Annotated in this window: 18 protein-coding genes and 1 riboswitch; of the genes, 6 read left to right on the top strand and 12 right to left on the bottom strand. The window is 69.1% G+C overall.

Annotation, left to right across the window (positions count from 1 at the left end; translation table 11 throughout):
- Nucleotides 1-307: 307 nt before the first annotated feature.
- On the bottom strand, nt 308-1654 hold the full coding sequence (locus ACH413_RS39575; protein ID WP_360048878.1) for a polysaccharide lyase 6 family protein: 1347 nt from the start codon (nt 1652-1654) through the stop codon (nt 308-310).
- Between the two features lie 44 nt (nt 1655-1698).
- Complete coding sequence (locus ACH413_RS39570; RefSeq protein ID WP_360048880.1) at nt 1699-2133, bottom strand: NUDIX hydrolase; 435 nt, start codon at nt 2131-2133, stop codon at nt 1699-1701.
- 73 nt (nt 2134-2206) lie between these two features.
- Here ACH413_RS39570 and ACH413_RS39565 point away from each other — a divergent pair, with 73 nt between their 5' ends.
- Nucleotides 2207-3139 (top strand): SPFH domain-containing protein, encoded by a 933-nt coding sequence (locus ACH413_RS39565; RefSeq protein ID WP_360048881.1) that lies wholly within the window; start codon nt 2207-2209, stop codon nt 3137-3139.
- On the top strand, nt 3139-3354 hold the full coding sequence (locus ACH413_RS39560; protein ID WP_360048882.1) for a hypothetical protein: 216 nt from the start codon (nt 3139-3141) through the stop codon (nt 3352-3354). The genes ACH413_RS39565 and ACH413_RS39560 overlap by 1 nt, the downstream gene beginning before the upstream one ends.
- Before the next feature lie 3 nt (nt 3355-3357).
- Here the strand turns inward: ACH413_RS39560 and ACH413_RS39555 are convergent, their stop codons facing one another.
- A complete protein-coding gene (locus tag ACH413_RS39555) occupies nt 3358-4092 on the bottom strand; it encodes a PIG-L deacetylase family protein (RefSeq protein WP_360048884.1) in 735 nt (244 codons plus the stop codon).
- Between the two features lie 151 nt (nt 4093-4243).
- On the opposite strand from ACH413_RS39555, the gene ACH413_RS39550 reads away from it, so the two are divergent.
- From ACH413_RS39550 to ACH413_RS39540, 3 genes are all read left to right on the top strand, one after another.
- Nucleotides 4244-6508, top strand: a complete 2265-nt coding sequence (locus ACH413_RS39550) for a glycoside hydrolase family 3 N-terminal domain-containing protein (protein ID WP_360048885.1) — start codon at nt 4244-4246, stop codon at nt 6506-6508.
- Nucleotides 6509-6633: 125 nt separating this feature from the next.
- The gene (rpsT, locus tag ACH413_RS39545) at nt 6634-6900 is read left to right on the top strand and encodes a 30S ribosomal protein S20 (RefSeq protein WP_093605645.1); all 267 of its coding nucleotides are present in this window, start codon (nt 6634-6636) and stop codon (nt 6898-6900) included.
- 100 nt (nt 6901-7000) lie between these two features.
- Nucleotides 7001-7810 carry a hypothetical protein gene (locus ACH413_RS39540; protein ID WP_360048887.1) on the top strand — a complete coding sequence of 270 codons (810 nt, stop codon included), beginning with the start codon at nt 7001-7003 and terminating at the stop codon, nt 7808-7810.
- A 10-nt stretch (nt 7811-7820) separates the two neighbouring features.
- On the opposite strand, the gene holA is transcribed toward ACH413_RS39540, so the two are convergent.
- On the bottom strand, nt 7821-8798 hold the full coding sequence (gene holA, locus ACH413_RS39535) for a DNA polymerase III subunit delta (protein ID WP_396425623.1): 978 nt from the start codon (nt 8796-8798) through the stop codon (nt 7821-7823).
- A 78-nt stretch (nt 8799-8876) separates the two neighbouring features.
- Nucleotides 8877-9011, top strand: a riboswitch (SAM riboswitch).
- 11 nt (nt 9012-9022) lie between these two features.
- Between holA and thrC the strand changes: the two genes are divergently transcribed.
- Nucleotides 9023-10291, top strand: a complete 1269-nt coding sequence (thrC, locus tag ACH413_RS39530; protein WP_360048890.1) for a threonine synthase — start codon at nt 9023-9025, stop codon at nt 10289-10291.
- Nucleotides 10292-10600: 309 nt separating this feature from the next.
- Here the strand turns inward: thrC and ACH413_RS39525 are convergent, their stop codons facing one another.
- The 8 genes from ACH413_RS39525 to nadD form a co-directional block, all read right to left on the bottom strand.
- Nucleotides 10601-13207 carry a DNA internalization-related competence protein ComEC/Rec2 gene (locus ACH413_RS39525; protein ID WP_360048892.1) on the bottom strand — a complete coding sequence of 869 codons (2607 nt, stop codon included), beginning with the start codon at nt 13205-13207 and terminating at the stop codon, nt 10601-10603.
- Between the two features lie 1065 nt (nt 13208-14272).
- The gene (locus tag ACH413_RS39520) at nt 14273-14971 is read right to left on the bottom strand and encodes a ComEA family DNA-binding protein (RefSeq protein WP_360048894.1); all 699 of its coding nucleotides are present in this window, start codon (nt 14969-14971) and stop codon (nt 14273-14275) included.
- Between the two features lie 87 nt (nt 14972-15058).
- Nucleotides 15059-15952 carry a DegV family protein gene (locus tag ACH413_RS39515; protein ID WP_360048896.1) on the bottom strand — a complete coding sequence of 298 codons (894 nt, stop codon included), beginning with the start codon at nt 15950-15952 and terminating at the stop codon, nt 15059-15061.
- A gap of 20 nt (nt 15953-15972) precedes the next feature.
- Nucleotides 15973-16704 carry a diglucosylglycerate octanoyltransferase gene (gene octT, locus ACH413_RS39510; protein WP_360048898.1) on the bottom strand — a complete coding sequence of 244 codons (732 nt, stop codon included), beginning with the start codon at nt 16702-16704 and terminating at the stop codon, nt 15973-15975.
- Nucleotides 16701-17306 carry a histidine phosphatase family protein gene (locus ACH413_RS39505; protein ID WP_360048899.1) on the bottom strand — a complete coding sequence of 202 codons (606 nt, stop codon included), beginning with the start codon at nt 17304-17306 and terminating at the stop codon, nt 16701-16703. The genes octT and ACH413_RS39505 overlap by 4 nt, the downstream gene beginning before the upstream one ends.
- 8 nt (nt 17307-17314) lie before the next feature.
- Complete coding sequence (gene rsfS, locus ACH413_RS39500) at nt 17315-17698, bottom strand: ribosome silencing factor (RefSeq protein WP_030468098.1); 384 nt, start codon at nt 17696-17698, stop codon at nt 17315-17317.
- Between the two features lie 142 nt (nt 17699-17840).
- Nucleotides 17841-18044 (bottom strand): cold-shock protein, encoded by a 204-nt coding sequence (locus tag ACH413_RS39495; RefSeq protein WP_030468099.1) that lies wholly within the window; start codon nt 18042-18044, stop codon nt 17841-17843.
- An 85-nt stretch (nt 18045-18129) separates the two neighbouring features.
- The gene (gene nadD, locus ACH413_RS39490; RefSeq protein WP_319981660.1) at nt 18130-18711 is read right to left on the bottom strand and encodes a nicotinate-nucleotide adenylyltransferase; all 582 of its coding nucleotides are present in this window, start codon (nt 18709-18711) and stop codon (nt 18130-18132) included.
- Nucleotides 18712-18858 lie beyond the last annotated feature (147 nt).

The following is an 18858-nucleotide window of genomic DNA, read 5'->3' as shown; positions in this document are numbered from 1 at the left end:
ATATTACTGGCTGTGTTTCGGCACGCTGTTGAGTTCTCAAAGAACACGCGCTCACCGGTTCCAGTCTCCGTTTCCGGAGGCTTTCTCTCGGGGCTGTGTTTGAAGCTTATTTGGTCTTGCTTCCCGGTGTCAAATCGGCCTCTCGGAGGCTCTTTCTCTTCCGGTTTTTTGGCCAGGCCCGTTCCGGTCTGTATTTCCCGGCCCGCTTCGCTCTGACATGGAGAACATTACACGGGCCTGTTTCGATCTCCAAATCGGGGGGTCCGGGTAACCGCCACATGGGCGGCTACCAGGACAAATGCGTTCGTCAGGGCGCGGAGACCCCGACATCGGCCTTCGTCAGCGGCTTCCGCGCCGCCGACGAGTTGTACTCATCAGCCCCGACATCAGGCTTGCCGGCGCGCGCCTGCGGATCGAAGTCACGCGTCACATAGGAGTAGGTGCCCACCGACGCGTCGATGGCCGGGCTACCGGAAGACAGCCGGAACAGTCCGTTGGCGTCCTTCACCAGCTTCGGGTCCACGGACTTGTAGCCGGACGACGGCATGCTGCCGCCGCTCCCGCCCCAGATGACGTTGCCCTCGTACTTCACGGTCGAACCGGAGTGCATGGAGACGACTCCACCGGAGGAACCGCGAATGACGTTGTTCGCGAGCACGCAGTCCTTCGGCTTGAAGTCGCCGCCGTCGCTCTCGACCACCGCCCCGGTGCCGATCAGCGTGTTGAACGCGACCGTCACGCGGTCCGGCCGGTCGTGCAGCTTCGAGTCGGGGCCGCTGTCGGCCTCCTTGCCGGAGCCGAACACGATCCCGCGGCCCGTGCTGCTCTCCACGTAGTTGTTGATGACCTTGTGGTCGTTTCCGTGGAAGCGGATGCCGCTGTTGAACAGCAGGTTGCCCTCGACCGTGGTGCGGTTGCCGTGCCGCAGGACGATGTAGCCCTTGCTGTTGCGGATCGTGTTGTAGCGGACGATGTTGTCCGACGACTTGATCGAGATGGCCTCGGCGTCGCCGTCCGCCTTCTCGAACAGGTTGTGCTCGACGATCGCGTTCGCCGACTTCGACTGCTTGTGGCTGTAGCCGAGCCGGATCGACTCGCCGCCGTTCGCGCCGGTGAACTGGTGGTTGTAGAAGTAGTTGTGGTGGATCCACGACCGCTTGGCGATCTCGCTGCCGGGGCCGGTGATCTGCAGGTAGACGCCCTCGTTGGTCCGGTTCTGGAACGTGTTGTGGTCGATCTGGACGTCGTCGGCGCTCACGCTGAGCGAAGCGCCGTCCTTGTTCCCCGAGTACGTGTTGCGGGTGATGCGCGTGGCCTGCGCTTCCGCGGGGACCGAGAGCGTGCTGGTTCCGTTGAAGACGAAGCCCTCGATTGTCACGTCTCGAACGGCCCCGAGTTCGAAGCCGCCGCGGGTGAACACCGTGCCGCCGACGGTCTGCGCGGCGACGGTGATGCCCGACTTGGTGATCTTGATGGGCTGCTCGGCGGCGTGCAGGCCCCTGGCCAGCACGATGCGCTGACCGGCTCGCGCGGTGTCGAGGGCGGCCTGCAGGGAGGACACGCTCGAGACGCTGACAACAGCCGCGTGGGCCGGCACGGCGACGAAGGACGACAGCAGGGCGGCCGCGCCGAGTGCGGCCAGTGATCGGATCATTCGCCAACTCCATTGGAGGCAAGTTGGCGGCGGTAGAAGGGAATCTACCGCAAGATTCCGGCAGGTGGGGCAGTCCGATACAAACCAAGGGCCGTATCGAGGGACGGCACGCGGTCCAGTTGTCCGACCTCTGCCACGGGGAACCACTGCGCGAGGTCGGTCGAGCCGCCCACCTCGTTGCGCAGTTCGCCGCCCACGATCCGCACCTCGTACATGATGCGAAGCGCGTGGTAGTCGCGGTCAGGCTCCTCGCGGAACTCGGAGTCGATGCCGAGCAGGCGGAGCACCTCGACGACGTGCCCGGTCTCCTCCTCGAACTCCCGGATGACCCCGTCGTACGGGTGCTCGCCGTGGTCGATGCCGCCTCCGGGCAGGATCCAACGTTTGCCCTTTGGGCCAATCCAGCGCGCGAGCAGGATCTCGTCGTCCTCGTTGATGCAGACCCCGTACGCGGCCACGCGCTGCTTCTTCGCCCTCATGCGATCCAGCCTAACTGGCGATCACCGCATAAAAGTGATATCACTTAGATACTACTTCGCTAGGGGGTCCTGGATGGCTGCATCCATCGATACGACGGTCCAGATGCCGGCACCTGTCGTCCGCGAGAAGCAAGCGCGGGAACTGCCCGGTCTCCTCATGTTCTTCGCTGGGTTGGCGGTGCTCGCTGTGGGCGTGTGGACGATCATCGAGGGGATCAAGGCGACCGACGCTGCCAACGGCGACCCGGCGGCCGGGCTGCTGCTCACCGGAGTGCTGCTGTTCCTGGCCGCCGCGGTGATCTGGAAGGGGCTGTTCACCGTCGCGCCCGGCGAGGTGCGCGTGCTGCAGTTCCTCGGCCGTTACGTGGGCACGGCGCGCACGGACGGTCTGCGGTGGGCGAACCCGATCACCACGCGGGAGAAGATCTCCGTGCGGATCCGCAACCACGAGACGGCGACGCTCAAGGTCAACGACGCGGACGGCAACCCGATCGAGATCGCGGCCGTGGTCGTGTGGCAGGTCGAGGACACCGCGCGGGCCCGGTTCGAGGTCGACGACTTCGTGCGGTTCGTCGGCATCCAGACCGAGACCGCCGTGCGGCACATCGCGAACAGCTACCCGTACGACAACCACGAGGAGACTGGTCTCTCGCTGCGCGAGAACGCGGACGAGATCACCGAGACGCTCGCGATCGAGATCTCGGCACGCGTGCAGTCCGCCGGCGTGAAGGTGATCGAGTCCCGGCTCACCCACCTCGCGTACGCGCCGGAGATCGCCCACGCCATGTTGCAGCGGCAGCAGGCGAGCGCGGTCGTCGCGGCACGGACCCGGATCGTCGAGGGCGCCGTCGGCATGGTCGAGCTCGCGTTGGACCGGCTCGCCGCCCACGACGTCGTGGAACTCGACGAGGAGCGCAAGGCGGCGATGGTGTCGAACCTGCTCGTCGTCCTGTGCGGTGACCGTTCCACCCAGCCCGTGGTGAACACCGGTTCGCTCTACACCTGATGGCCGAGCGTAAAAGCGTTCTGCTCAGGCTTGATCCGGCGGTGCACGACGCGTTGAGCAGGTGGGCGAACGACGAGCTGCGCAGCACCAACGCGCAGATCGAGTTCCTGCTGCGGCGTGCGCTGGCGGAGGCGGGCCGGCTGCCCGGCGAGGCGAAGAAGATGCCTCGCCGCGGCAGGCCCCCGAAGAAGGCCCCGGACGAGCCGGGCGAGTGAGGGTCAGAACTCCGGGGGTGCCTGCAGGTCGTGGGCGCGGAAGAGCACGGCGTGCTCGACGCCCATGGCCTGTCCGCCCATCGCGGCGACCTTCGGGATGAAGTCCGCGGGGGCCGGGTGACCTGGGAGGGCGGCCAGGTACGCGGCGTGCGCTTCCAGTGAGGCCACGCCGCGCCGCAACGGCTCGCCGGTCACGTCGACGCCGTGCGTCGCTCCGGGGCCCATCGCGGGCGTCAGGTACCAGCGCGGCGAGTGCGGTTCGAGGCCCTCGTCGACCTGGTCGGAGAACACCCAGCGGTTGCCGGCGTCGCGCAGCGCGTCGAGGGTCGCGAGGCCGGCCGCGCGGTGGTCCGCCTGGTCGAAGCCCCACGGCGTCTCGACCGCGAACGCGCTGCCGAGCACGGCGTCGGGCTTGAACTCGCGGATCTCGCGGCAGATGTCCCGGCGCAGGTCGAGGCCGTAGACGAGGACGCCGTCCGGATGGTCGAGGATCCTCAGGTGCTCGACGCCGACGACGGCGCAGGCGGCCTGCTGTTCGGCGGTGCGCAGCCGGGCCGTCTCCTCCGGCGGGTTCGGCATCCCCGCCTCGCCTCGGGTGAGCAGCAGATAGCCGACCTCGATGCCTTTGGCGGTCCAGCGGGCGATGGCCGCGGACGTGCCGTACTCCATGTCGTCGGGATGCGCGACGACGCAGAGCACCCGTCTGAAGGACTCCTCGGGAAGCTCGGGCAGTGTCATCCGGCCATTTTTCCTCCTTCCGGCCGCAGCGGCTGATCAGGCGTTTCACCAGCATGAAAACGCTGTCATTGAGTTCAGCCGTTCGGGGGTGTTCTGCCTGACTCGCCCACGCGAGGGTGTGCGGCGGGCGCACCGGGAACGTGGAGGAGTCTTGTCTTTGTTCTCCCGCAAGCGCGCTTGTCTCGGCGTGCTGGGCGTTGCTGTTGTGATCGCGTCGCTGACACCGGCGGGTGGTCTGGCGGCGGGTAAAGAGATCTATTTGGACAGTCGGGCGTCAACGGAGCGGCGGGTCGAGGACCTGCTGCGCAGAATGACGGTCGAGGAGAAGATCGGGCAGATGGCCCAGATCCGCGTCGGGAAGCTGCGCGGCGACTGCAACAACGTCAACGGGCCGTTGGTCGACTCCTGCCTGAAGGCGGTGCTCGCGGACGCGCACGTCGGCTCGATCCTGTCCGGCGGCGGTGACGCGCCGCTCGACAACACGCCCAAGGCGTGGGCCGAGATGAACAACGCGATCCAGCGCTATGCGTTGGAGAACAACAGGTTGAAGATCCCGATCATCTATGGCGCGGACGGCGTGCACGGGCACAACAACGTCATCTCCGCGACGATGTTCCCGCACCAGATCGGGCTCGGCGCGACGTGGGATCCCGGGTTGCAGGAGAAGATCGGTGTGTCGGCGTCGAAGGCGTTGCGCGCCACCGGTGTCTTCTGGAACTTCGCACCGGTTTCCGACATCGCGCGGGACACGCGCTGGGGCCGGTTCTACGAGACCTACAGCGAGGACCCGTTCCTGTCCGGGCAGCTGGCGGCGGCGAACGTGCGCGGGCAGCAGACCAAGGTGGACGACACCGCGCAGCTGACCGCGACGGCGAAGCACTTCGCCGGGTACTCGGCGCCGGCGAACGGGCACGACCGCGCGGCGGCGCAGATTCCGATCCGGCAGTTGCAGGACCTCGTGCTGCCGTCGTTCCAGGCGCAGTTCGACGCGGGCGTGAAGACCGTGATGATCAACTCCGGCTCGATCAACGGTGTGCCGGTGCACGCCTCGAAGTACATGCTGCAGACGCAGCTGCGCGACAAGATGGGCTTCAAGGGCGTCGCGGTCTCGGACTGGCAGGACATGAAGTACCTGGTGGACCGGCACAAGGTCGCGCCCGACTACAAGACGGCGATCGCGATGAGCGTCAACGCCGGTGTGGACATGGCGATGGAGCCGTCGAACGCGGCCGAGTTCACGTCGTTGCTGCTGGCGAACGTGCGCGACGGTTCCGTGTCGCGCGGGCGGATCGACCAGGCCGTGCGGCGGGTGCTGAAGCTCAAGTTCGACCTGGGGCTGTTCGAGAAGCCGTACGTGGACCCGGCGAAGGCCGACGGCAACGTGGTGAACGTGGACCGCTCGCTGGCGCGCCAGGCTGCGGCCGAGGGCACCGTGCTGCTGAAGAACGACGGCGTGCTGCCGTTGTCCTCCGCTGCCAAGAAGATCGTCGTGACCGGGGAGACCGCGGACGACGTGCGTCGCCAGCTCGGTGGCTGGACCGTCGAGTGGCAGGGCGTGCCGGACGACTCGCCGTTGCCGCCCGCCGCGACCGTGCTGACCGGTGTGCGCGAGGCCGTTCCTGGTGCGTCCGTCGTGCACGCTCCGACTCAGGCCGCGGCGGTGGCTGAGGCGGACGGCGCGGACGCGGTCGTCGTCGTCCTGGGCGAGAAGCCCGGTGCGGAGGGTCCTGCCGACACGGAGAACCCGGTGCTGACGCCTGAGCAGCAGGCGTGGGTGGACGCGGTGCAGGCGACCGGCAAGCCGGTGGTCGTGGTGCTGCTGACCGCGCGTCCGCAGGTGCTCGGTGCGGCGGCGGACGCGAACGCGCTGGTCGCGGGCTGGTTGCCGGGCAGCGAGGGTGGCCGGGCGATCGCCGACGTGCTGTTCGGCGCGGTGAACCCGAGCGGCAAGCTGCCGGTGTCGTGGCCCAAGGCGCTGGGCGACCCGACGCTGACCTACGACCAGCTGCCGGGCGCGAACACCTCGGCGGGCGCGAAGTACGACCCGCTCTACGCGTTCGGGCACGGGCTGTCGTACACGTCGTTCGCGACCTCGGGGACCTCGGTGTCCGTTGATCGTCAGAACGGCGTGGTGAAGTTCACGGTGGCGAACACTGGTGGGCGTGCGGGCACCACCGTGGTGCCGGTCTACGTGCGGCAGCCGGCCTCCCCCGTGCTCACGCCGGACGCCCGGCTGGTGGGCTTCACGCGCGTGGAACTGGCTGCCGGGCAGTCGAAGCAGGTCGAGGTGTCGTTCAAGCTCTCGCAGCTGGCCCTGACCGTCGGTGACGTGGACGGTGACGGACGGCGTGAGGTCGCCCGCGGCGGCTACGAGGCCGTGGTGGGCGCCGAGAAGGCCACCTTCACGGTGCGCTGAGCTGGCCTGATATCCTTCGTCGTCGTGAACGCGCGGCTCTCCGCCGTGGAGGAGACCTGGCCCTTGTGGCCGGTGCCGACATAGCGCGTCACGAACTCCGGTTTCGACAAGAAGGGTGATGTCGCATGGCGAACATCAAGTCCCAGCTCAAGCGGATCAAGACCAACGAGAAGGCTCGCCTTCGCAACAAGTCGGTCAAGTCGTCCCTGAAGACGGCTGTCCGCAAGTTCCGCGAGGCTGCCGAGGCCGGTGACAAGGCGAAGGCCCTGGAGCTGCTGCAGGACGCGTCCCGCAAGCTCGACAAGGCCGCCAGCAAGGGCGTCATCCACGCCAACCAGGCCGCCAACAAGAAGTCGGCGATGGCACTGCGCGCGAACTCCCTCGAGGGCTGATCTCGCTCGTAGCTCGCATCGAGCTTCTGCAAAGGGCTCCATCTCCTCCGGGAGGTGGAGCCCTTTCGCATGCGGGCTCGCGCACGGTAGGCGTAGATCCATGGAATCGCTTCCGCGCATCGACTTCGTCGAGCTGCACGACCTCGACGGCACGCCGGCCGTGTTGCGCACGCTGCACACCGAGTCCATCACGACCATCTACCGGCTGACGGACGCCGCGCGTGAGTACGCACGCCCGTTGGCGCTGGCCCTGCGGTCGGGCGCGGACCACCGGATCGTCGACCTCTGCGCCGGTTCGGGCGGGCCGGTGCCGCTGATCCAGCGGCGGCTGCACGCTTCGGGTGTCCACACCCAGGTCACGCTGACGGACCTGGTGCCGAACGTGCCCGCTTTCGAACGCGTCGCCGCGGCGAACCGGCGGCGGCTGCCCGACCCGTGTTGCTCGGTGGACCACGTGCCGTCGCCGGTCGACGCCACGGACTGCCGGTTGGAAGGGACGCGGACCATCTACGGCGCCTTCCACCACTTCCCGCCCGCGCTGGCCACGCGCATGCTGCAGAACGCCGTCGACACCCGGCAGCCGATGGTCGTCGTGGACACCAGGCGGTCGTGGCTCTACGTGCTGGTCTTCCCGTTCTTCCTCACGCTGGCCGTGCTGCTGGCGGCGCCGTTCCAGCGCAATCCCCTGCCGCGCTACCTGCTGCGGCTGGCACTGACCTACGTCGTGCCGGTGCTGCCGTTCATGATGTTCTGGGACAGCGTCGTGTCGTTCCTGCGCATGTACGGGCGCGCGGAACTGCGGCGGATGGTCGACGGCCTGGACGGCACCGAGTCGTTCGCGTGGACGATCGGCGTCGAACCCGGCTTCACCGGCGCCCAGTACCTGATCGGGATCCCACGCCCGCGGTGATCTCTTGGGATCAGCGGCGGCTGTGCGCGGCCACGATCCGGAGCACGGCACGTTCCAGCGCGTAGTCGGCGTCGGCCGCCACACCCTTCACGTCGGCGTTGAGCCCCGCGACCACCTGCATCGCGTCGGCGAGCCCGGCCTGGTCCCAGCCGCGCGACTGGGCCTGCGCCTTCTTGATCTTCCACGGCGGCATGCCGAGCGGCCCGGCCAGGCTGAACGGGTCGGCCCGCCCCACGGCGGTCACCCGCGCGACCGTGCGCACCGCGTCCGCCAGCGCGTCCGCGACCAGCACGTGCGGCACGCCGAGCTGCATGGCCCAGCGCAACGCCTCCATGGCGCCCGCCCGGTCACCGACGACGGCCTTCTCCGCGACGGCGAACCCCGTCACCTCGGCCTTGCCCTGGTGGTAGCGGCGGATCTCCTCGACCGTCACCTTGCCGTCGGTGTCGGAGACGAGCTGCGACGAGGCCGCGGCGAGTTCGCGCAGGTTCGTGCCCACGGCGTCGATGAGCGTGGCGACGGCCTCCGGGTCGATCTTGCCGCCCGCCCGCCGCACCTCGTTGCGCACGAACGCCTCGCGCTCACCGGACTTGGTGACCTTGGCGCACTCCGTGACCGCGGCACCGGCCTTCTTGAGCTGTCCGGGCAGGTCCTTGGCCGCCTTGCTGCGACCACCGCCCGTGTGCACGACGACGAGCGTGACCCCGTCCGCGGGCGCCTTGACGTAGGAGAGCACCGTGTCGGCGACCTCCTTGCTGATGTCCTGGCCGTTCTGCAGGACGATCACGCGACCCTCCGCGAACAGCGACGGGCTCACCAGTTCGGCCAGCTCCGGAGCCGTGAGATCAGTCACCTGGACGCGGGTCAGATCGGCGGTCGAATCGACCTCGCGGGCAGCCTCGAGAGCCGCCCGAACAGCACGTTCGACCAGCAACTCCTCCTCGCCGATGACGAGGTGCAGTGACTCCGGTGCGCTCACGCTCCGCATCTTCCCACGTCCCGAATCGTGGACGATGGTGGCTGACCAACGGACAGGTGCCGTAGGTTGGTAGCCACAACTGAACACCGCTCATCCAGAGGGGCAGAGGGAACGGCCCGACGAAGCCCCGGCAACCGGCGTCACCGCTATGCGCAGAACTGCGCGTAGAAGACGATCACGGTGCCAATTCCGACCCGTTCGATTTCGCGGGAAAGATGAGGAGATACCTCGCGATGACTGCTGTCTCTGTGCCTACGAGCACCAAGTTCGACCTCGGCCCCGCCCGGGCACTGCTGTGCCGTGAGTGCGGAAATGAAACCCCTCTCGCTCCTGAGTACGCCTGTCTCGAGTGTTTCGGGCCGCTGGAAGTGGCCTACGACTTCGGGAAGATCCGGCGCGAGGACATCGAGGCCGGCCCCAGGTCGATCTGGCGCTACCGCGGCCTTCTCCCTGTTCCGTCCACTGTGGAACAGCACCCGAACACCGATCCCGGCGGCACCCGCCTGGTCGAGGCGCACAACCTCGCCAAGGCCCTGGGCGTCCGCAAGATCTGGGTGAAGGACGACACCGGCAACCCCACCCACTCGTTCAAGGACCGCGTCGTCGGCGTCGCGCTCGCCGCCGCCCGTGAACTCGGCTTCAAGGTGCTGGCCTGCCCGTCCACCGGCAACCTGGCCAACGCCGTCGCGGCGGCCGCCGCCCGTGCGGGCTGGAAGTCGGTCGTTCTCGTTCCCTCCAACCTCGAGCGCGCCAAGATCCTCATGAGCGCGGTGTACGAAGGCGACCTGATCGCCGTCGACGGCAACTACGACGACGTCAACCGCCTCGCCCAGGAACTCGCCGCGGAGAACGAGGACTGGGCGTTCGTGAACGTCAACGTCCGCCCGTACTACGCGGAAGGCTCGAAGACGCTCGGCTACGAGGTCGCCGAACAGCTCGGCTGGCGCCTGCCCGACCAGATCGTCGTGCCGATCGCGTCCGGCTCGCAGCTCACCAAGGTCGACAAGGCGTTCCGCGAACTCGGCCAGCTCGACCTGGTCGAAGCCACGCCGTACAAGGTGTTCGGCGCGCAGGCCACCGGCTGCTCCCCGATCTCGGCCGCCTTCAAGGCGGGCCACGACGTCATCCGCCCGGTCCGCCCGGACACGATCGCCCGCTCGCTGGCGATCGGCGCCCCGGCCGACGGCCCGTACGTGCTCGACGCCGTGCGCCGCACCAACGGCGCCATCGACGACGTCACCGACGAAGAGGTCGTCGAGGGCATCAAGCTGCTCGCCCGCACCGAGGGCATCTTCGCCGAGACCGCCGGCGGCGTGACCGTCGCGACGGCGAAGAAGCTGTTCGAGTCGGGCCAGCTCGACCCGGACGCCGAGACCGTGCTGCTGATCACCGGCGACGGCCTCAAGACCCTCGACGCGCTCGGCGACACGATCGGCCCGCGCGCGACGGTCCCGCCGTCCGCCGAGGCTGTCATCAAGGCACTGGGTTCTTCACCTCGTTAGTCACCTCCCTCTCGGTTCGGGGACGCGCCCGCGTCCCCGAACCGCGTTGTGCATGATCGCTCCCTGCGATGCTGGCGACGACGCGGTGTTCGGCGTCAACGGCGACCCTGCGCAGCTCGCTCAGGTTCACCTCACGTGGCGATCGGTTCCCGGCCACCATCACTGAACACGGTGGCTCACAAGGAGATCGCGTCCGTCCTGAGCCAACCTGTGCGCGGGAAACGTTGCAGGCCTTCTACGACGTGCGGGCCGACCGGTTCCACGTTCGCGCGCCACGCCACGATCCGTTGCGGCCACGGGGCTTCCGCCTTAAGGGCGTTGTAGTGGTAGTCGTGCCAAACGTCTGGCGCGATCCGCAGGCCGTCGTCGAACACGTGCTCCGCAGCGAGGTCGTACGCCTCCTCCGGAGTCGCGGCCTTCGTCGGCGGCAACACATGTGTGGTTGTCGCCCGGTGTGTGACGGCACGTGTGCCGTCTTCGAGCGTTTCGCAGATGTAGTAACCGAAATCGGGTTTGAGCTCGTCGTGTGGCCACGGCGTCGCCGAGTAGTTCGTCTGCCACAGCGCCCAAGCGAGTCCTGGCGTACCGCCGGGAATCGGGTAGCGCGCGTTGAACAACCTGACCCAGACCATCTCTTCTCCTTCGTACGATTCGGTTTCCCGGCAACACCGCCAGGTCTCCGTCCTTGTCCGTGCGCAACACCAACGCACCTCCCGTCCGCATCACGTCGAGGACGTGCGGACTCGGGTGCCCGTACCTGTTGCCCGTGCCGACGCTCACCAGCGCCACCTGTGGCCGCACCGCCTTGAGGAAGGCGGGCAGCGAGTACCGCGAACCGTGGTGCGGCACCTTGAGCACCTCGGCGTTGAGGTCCCGCTCCCCCAGCAACGCCGCCTGGCCGGCCAGTTCGACGTCGCCGGTGAGCAACACCCGGCCTGCTCTTGTGTGCGCCTTGAGCACGAGCGAGTAGTCGTTCACCGTTGTGTTCTCGTCCTGGGCGACCGGCGGCCGCCTCGGACCCAGCACCTCCAACTCCAGTCCTGGCAGGGCGAACCGCTCGCCCGCCTTCGGCTCCACGACCCGCACGCTCTGAGCGCGGGCTCGTTGGCTGACCTCCCTCCACGCCCACGCGGGCTCCTTGAGCGGTCCGACCGCGACCGCCCCCACCGCACGCCCGGTGAGCACGGCGGCGAGACCGCCGATGTGGTCCGCGTGCAGATGCGTCAGCACCACCAACGGAATCTTCTTGATTCCCAACGTCTTCAGACACCGGTCGACCGCGCCGGGATCAGGCCCGGTGTCGACCAGAACCGCCGTGTCCGCCGCGTCGGTGGCCAGGACCAGCGCATCGCCCTGGCCCACGTCGCAGCTGACGACCTTCCACCCTTCGGGCGGCCAGACCGGCGCCACGACTCTCATGGGCACCAGCACCACGAACCCGCCGACGAGCACCGCGACGACCAACGTCCGCGTCCTCTTGAAGCGCAGCAACAACACGACCGCAGCAGTGACGGCGGTCAGCGCGATCGCACCGGCCCAGCCGGCGGGCCAGCCGACCGCCGCACCGGGCACGGACGCCGCCTGCCGTCCGACCTGGATCAGCCAGGTCACCGCGGGCCCGGCGACGTGGGTGATGACCTCGGCCGCCCAGGGCGAGAGCGGCGCGACGGCCGCCGCCAGCACACCCAGTACCGTCGCCGGCGCGACCACCGGCCCGGCGACCAGGTTGGCCACCACCGACACCAGGCTCACCTGCCCGGACAGCCCCGCCACCAGCGGAGCCGTGGCGAGACTCGCGGCCATCGGCACGACGATCGCCTCGGCCAGCCCGTTCGGCACACCACGCCGTTTGAGCGCCCGCGCCCACCGCGGGGCAACGAGCACCAACGCCGCCGTCGCCACCACGGACAACGCGAACCCCGGATCACCACCCAGCGCCGGATCGTGCAGCACCAGGACGAACACCGCGGTCGCGAGGCTCGGCACCGCGGACCGTTGCCGGCCCAGCACCAGCCCCACCAACGCGACGGCGCCCATGACCGCGGCCCGGAGAACACTCGGTTCCGGCCCTGCCAGGACGACGAACCCGACCAGCGCCGCCAGAGCTGCCAACGCCGCCGGACGTGGGCCGAGTCGCCTCGTCAGGAGGTAAACGGCACCGCAGATGATGGCCAGGTTCGCCCCGCTCACGGCGAGCAGGTGAGACAGGCCCGCCGTGCGGAACTCGTCCACGATGCGCGGCACCATCTGCTCGGTGTCGCCCACCACCAGCGCCGGCAGGAGACCGGCTTCCTCGGCGTCCAGCACCGTGCTGGCTTGCCGAAGGCCGTCACGGAGTTCGTCGGCCCAGCTCTGCCAGACCGGTGGCGGTTGCGGGTCGCCCGGCGGGCCGCGCACCCGCAGCAGTGCCGACGCCAGGTCGCCACCTCGGGGTGGGGCGAGCGTGCCTTTGACCGTGACCTTCTGGCCTGGCAACAGATCCCGCCACCTGTCCGCCGGGGCCAGCAACACGAGTTGGGCACCGTTCGCGGTCGCTCTGATCACGACGTTCTCCACGCCTGCCTGGGTTCCACCGAAACCCGCGGCCCGGATTCCCTTCGGTCTGGTGGTGAGCTCGACGGTGAGGGTGGTGCCGCGGCCTTCGCCGGCGGCCAGGCGAAGCGGGTGGGACTCGGCTCGCAGGACGTGCCCGCCCACCCAGGCCGCCGCGAGCGGGCCGGAGATCAGGAGGGCTATCGCGCAGGTCCTGGTCCACCACGCTCTTCGCCACGAGATCAGGCCTACGGCTCCTGCGGCCAGGCCGGTGATCGCCGCTGCCTGCCAGCTCACGAAGAGGCCGGCCACGGCGGTGGTCCAGACTGCCGCGGCCGCTGGGACCAGGCGGTAGTCGTGGGTCAGCGGGTGTTTGCGGGACATCGGGGCCTCCCCTGCGCGGTGGGAGGTCTCGGATCAGCGGTGGGGCTGCCCTGACGAGGTTGGGGCAGCTTCGGAGGGCGGGGCCGGGAGTGGCGTGGGAGCGCTTGCGGCTGGATCTGGGGGCGTCGGGCCGCGGGGTGGTGCCAGGCGGTGTCGATGCGGGGGTGACGGGTGATGCGGACCGAGGGCATGGCTGACTCCGATCGGTGAGTTGGGGGTGCGGGGCGGCACTGGAACCGCTGCCCATGGATGAGCGGGATTCGGGCGGCGGATCCGGGTGAGGGATCACGGCAGCCGGGTTCGGTGGCACGGCAGCGGGTTGGTGGAGTGGCGGCAGGTTCGGTGGCACGGCAGCGAGTTCGGTGGCACGGCAGCGGGTTCCGTGGCACGGCAGCGGGTTCCGTGGCACGGCAGCGGGTTCCGTGGCACGACAGCGGGTTCCGTGGCACGACAGCGGGTTCCGTGGCACGACAGCGGGTTCCGTGGCACGACAGCGAGTTCGGTGGAGCGGTGGCGGGTTCCGTGGAACGGCAGCGGGTTGGTGAGTGGTGGCAGGTTCGGCGGCACGGCAGCGAGTTCGGTGAAGCGGCGGCGGTTCGGTGGAGCGGCAGCGAGTTGGTGAGTGGTGGCAGGTTCGGCGGCACGGCAGCGAGTTCGGTGGAGCGGCGGCGAGTTCCGTGGAGCGGCAGTGAGTTGGTCAAGCGGCAGCGAGTTGGTGGAGCGGCAGCGAGTTGGTGAAGCGGCGGCGGATTCAGGGCCGCAGCACGGTTGCCGCGCACATGCGGCAAGGACGCTGGCGGGAAGCCGGCGGGCGTGGGCTTGGTGGTGGAAGCGGAGCCGGTGGAACTGGAGGCGGTGGGAAAGCGGCGGTCAGCAGGTGGCGGAGGGCTGTCCTCAGCGGGCGGGATCGGCGGCGAGGCGGGGTCGGGGAGCGGTGGACCGGGAACGCGACGGCCAGTGGGCGGGTCGCGTGGTTGTGGTCGGCTGCGAGGAACGGCGGGCCGGTCAGCTGGCGGTACTGCGCCCTGGTGCGGTGGTAGAGGGCCAGGGCTTGGGCGGCGAGGGTCATGCGTGGACCAGGTCGGCCAGCCTGGCCAGCTTCGAATCGCCGATGCCCTCCACGTCGCGAAGCTGGTCGACCGAGGCGAAGGGGCCTTTGCGGGTGCGGTGGTCGACGATGCGCTGAGCCGTCACCGGGCCCACGCCGGGAAGGGCGTCCAGTTCGGTCGCCGTGGCGGAGTTCAGGTTCAGCTTCGGCTGGGGCGCACCGGCCTGGGCCGCGCCGCCCTGGGGTGGAGGTGGGATCCCCACCGCTATCTGCTCGCCGTCGGTGAGTTTGCGGGCCAGGTTCAGGTTGTGGAGGTCGGTGCCCGGTTTCAGGCCTCCGGCCAGGCGGATGGCGTCGGCCACGCGTGCGCCGGACGGTGCGGTGATCAGGCCTGGGGTGGCCACCTCGCCGACCACGTTCACGACCAGTTCGGGCGCCGGGGCCGAGGTGCTCACCAGTGCCAGGTCCGGGGCCGGTTCGGCGGCGGGACTCTGCCACCAGCTGCCCAGGCCTATCACCGCGCACGCCACGGCCACGCCCAAGGCCAGCAGGCCTCGGCGTGGGAGGCGCGGCAGGGAGAAGCGGCGGCGAGGCGGGCCGTGTTCGTCCGAGTCCTCTGATCGTGCGTAGACCAGGGTCGGGTCGGCTCTCACCTTGTCGGCCAGGGCGGCCAGGCGTTCGGTCGGGAGGGTGTCCTGGTGGGAGCGGGGGAACATGCGAGCGACGTTACGGAGCGGGGTGGGCGGGGAGGTGGGGTTGGCTCCGGGGCTGTGGATTACTCGCGGGTTGTGGACAGGTCGCGATCACTCGGGCCGGGAAGACGGGGAATTGTCGGGGGTCTGTGGAAGACTGTCCGGTCCTCCCGGCAGCACCACGACGCCCAGCACGCCTGGGCCCGTGTGCGCGCCGATCACCGCGCCCACCTCCGAGATCACGCATCCCGTCGAGCCCGGCAGCCGTTCGTCCAGGCGGGTCGCGAGTTCCGCGGCGCGTTCGGGAGCGGCCAGGTGGTGCACGGCCAGTCCGACCGGGCCGTCACCCGCCGCGGCCGCCGCCAGATCGACCAGGCGGCCCACGGCGCGGCTCATCGTGCGCACCTTCTCCAGCGGCACGATCCGCCCGTCGTCCATGTGCAGCAACGGTTTCACCGCCAGCGCGGTCCCCACCAGCGCCGCCGCCGTGCCGATCCGGCCGCCTCGGCGCAGGTGCTCCAGCGTCTCGAGGCAGAAGAACATCCGAGTCTGGGAAGCGGCCGAGGACGCGGCCTCCTCCACCTCGGCGTGCGAGCCTCCAGCGGCCACGGCCGCGCACGCGCGCAACACCGAGAACCCGAGGCCCATGCCCGTCGACCGGGAGTCGACGACGCGAATCTGCGAGGGACCGACCTCCTCGGCCGCCAGCCGTGCGGCCTCCCACGTCCCGGACAGCTCACGAGAGAGATGCACGGACACGACCGCATCAGAGGACGACAAGGCCTCGCGGTAGACGGCGGCCATCTCGCCGGGCGTGGGACGGGACGTGGTGACCCGGCGGTGCTCGGCGAGGGCGGCCGCCAGTTCGAAGGGACCGAAGTCGACGCCGTCGAGGCGTCCGGCACCGTCCACCGCCACGTGCAACGGCACGACAGTGATCGCATGGCGCTTCGCGAACCCCTCAGGCAGGTATGCCGTCGAGTCGGTGACGATGGAGATGCGCACGAGCGACGAGCCTACGGGGCTCACTCCTCCGAGGGACTCAACGCCACGGGCGAGATGGTGTCCAAGGAAGAGATCAACTCCGCCATCGCCTTGCCCACCAGCTCGTGCCCTTCCCAGCCCCAGTGCATCCCGTCCGGATTTCCGGCACCGGACCGCACGTGCTCCCCGATCACGGCGGGCAGGTTCAGCAACGGCACATCCGCATCCGCGGCCCACCCGCGCACCGCGGCAACCGCAGCCGCGTGCCCTTGATGGGCGTACGCGTACGTAGCCGCGCGGTGCACCGACGGCACGATCCCGACCGCCGGCATCGTGTACTGAAGATTGCGGACCGACTGATGCATGTCCCGCAGATAGCGCGCGGTCAGCGCAGGAGGCAGCGACGCGCGCGTGTACGGCGCCAACCGCGGCTGCACGGCCTGATAACCCGCACGCACCCAGCGCCGCAGCCAGTCCGGCCGCACATAACGCAGCCCCTCGCGCAGATACGTCGGCAACGGCGAGGGCAGCGTGTCCATGCTGCCCACCGCGAACACCAGCACGTCCGTGCGAGGCAGCAACGACCAGATCCGCGGATCCCCGGTCAACGCCCACCAGGCGTCCCGCGCCGTCCACCCGAACCCGGCCGCGAGCTCCGCCGATCCACCCAGCGCCTCGGCACAGATGTTGTGCCACAGGCGTGGATGATCAGCGGGCAGCGGCCCGGAAGGCCCGAAGAACGACAGCGAGTCCCCGAGGACGAGCAGTCTCAACGCGTGGTGCCCGCGTTGTACGACGACAGCCGCCACCGGTCGTTGCGGCGGGTGAACACGGTCCAGTGGCAGTTCGAGATGCCGCCGAGCTGCGACCAGTTCGCCACCGGCAGTTCCAGCAAGCGGCCGGTCAACGCGCTGATCAGGCCACCGTGCGCGCACAGCAGCACGGTCTCGGAGAACTCCGCGTCCACCTCGTTGACCACCTGGATGGCCCGTTCGGCCACCTCGACGCGCGACTCGCCGTCCGGCGGCGCGAAGGTCGGATCGGTGCGCCACACCGTGACCGCACCCGGCCACTCCTGCTCCACCTCGGCCACGTTCAGGCCCTGCCACTTGCCCAGGTGGGTCTCGCGCAGCCGTTCGTCGATCCGCAGCGGAACGTCCGTCGACGAGGTGAAGACGCCGGCGGTGTTGCGCGCCCGTTGCAGGTCGGAGGCCACGACGATCTCCGGTTCGAACCCGGCGAGCACCGGCACGGCGAACCTGGCCTGGTTCAAGCCGGTCTCGGTGAGCGCCGAGTCCAGATGACCCTGCAGACGACCTGTCGCGTTGTAGTCGGTCTCACCGTGCCGCCACAGCACGAGCCTGGTCAGGGCCATCAGCTACCTCATTCAGCCGTGGAGTCCGCGGGAACGTCCGCTTCGAACTCGATGCGCGGGCAGTCCTTCCACAGCCGCTCCAGGCCGTAGAAGCTGCGCTCCTCGACGTGCTGCACGTGCACCACGACGTCGACGAAGTCCAGCAGCACCCACCGGCCCTCACGGGCCCCTTCGCGGCGCACCGGCTTCGTGCCGGCCTCCCGCAGCTTCTCCTCGATGTTGTCGACGATCGCGCCGACCTGCCGCTCGTTGGGAGCGGACGCGATCACGAACACGTCGGTGATCACGAGCTGGTCGGAGACGTCGAGCACCGTCACGTCGTGCGCCTTCTTGTCGGCCGCTGCGTTCGCCGCGACCAGCGCCAGCCGTCGTGCCTCGTCGGTGGCTGCCACGTCACTCCTCTGACTTCCGGCGAGCGTCGATACGCCCACACGAGTTACTGAGGGTACCGGCGCGCGCCAACGGGTACTTCACACCCACGCATGACGAAGGCCACCTCAGCGCCCTGAGGTGGCCTTCGCCGGTGCCGAAGCCTTAGAGCGGGCGGACCTGCTGGGCCTGCGGCCCCTTCTGGCCCTGTCCGACCTCGAACTCGACCTTCTGGTTCTCTTCGAGCGAACGGAAACCCTTGGACTGGATCTCCGAGTAGTGCACGAAGACGTCAGCCGAGCCGTCGTCGGGCGCGATGAAGCCGAAGCCCTTTTCGGCGTTGAACCACTTCACGGTGCCTGTAGCCAAAGTCTTGCCTTCCACGAACCAGCAACAACCCGCTGATTGTTGCTCCCCGAGCGCTCGGATGCACGCAAAATCCACTCGAACGTGGTTACGACTCGGAGTACAGGCCTGTTTTCGCGATGTATTGGACGACACCGTCGGGGACCAGGTACCAAACGGGCTGACCCGATGCGGTACGCGCGCGGCAACCGGTCGAGGAGATCGCCATGGCCGGGACCTCGACGAGTGACACGGACCCAGGCGGCAGGTGCCGGTCGTTCAACGTGTAGCCCGGACGGGTGACGCCGATGAAGTGGGCCAGTTCGAACGCGTCCGCCGCCCGTTTCCACGACAGGATCTGCTCCAGCGCGTCCGCGCCCGTGATGAAGAACAGGTCTGCGTCCGGGTACTGCTTCTTGAGGTCTGAGAGCGTGTCCACGGTGTACGTGGGGCCCTCGCGGTCGATGTCGACCCTGCTGACCGAGAAGCGGGGGTTGGAGGCCGTGGCGATGACCGTCATCAGGTAGCGGTCCTCGGCGGCGGAGACCTCCCGCGACGACTTCTGCCAGGGCTGTCCGGTCGGCACGAAGATCACGCGGTCCAGGTCGAACCTGGCCTGCACTTCGCTGGCGGCCACGAGGTGGCCGTGGTGGACGGGATCGAACGTGCCGCCCATGACGCCGATGCGCATCGAAACAGCGTAGACCGGCGTCGGGCCGCTCCCATGGCCTGACGCCGGTCGTGCTGATCACACCGCACGGCCCAGGGGGAGGACGGGCCGTTCGGGTCGCGGCTCACCCCGAAGCAAAGCCGCGCGCACTGGAGGAACGCGCGGACC

The organism is Lentzea sp. NPDC020367, assembly GCF_044387305.1.
In the GTDB taxonomy this organism is placed as follows: Bacteria; Actinomycetota; Actinomycetes; order Mycobacteriales; family Pseudonocardiaceae; genus Lentzea.
This window is presented reverse-complemented; position numbering and strand designations above follow the sequence as displayed.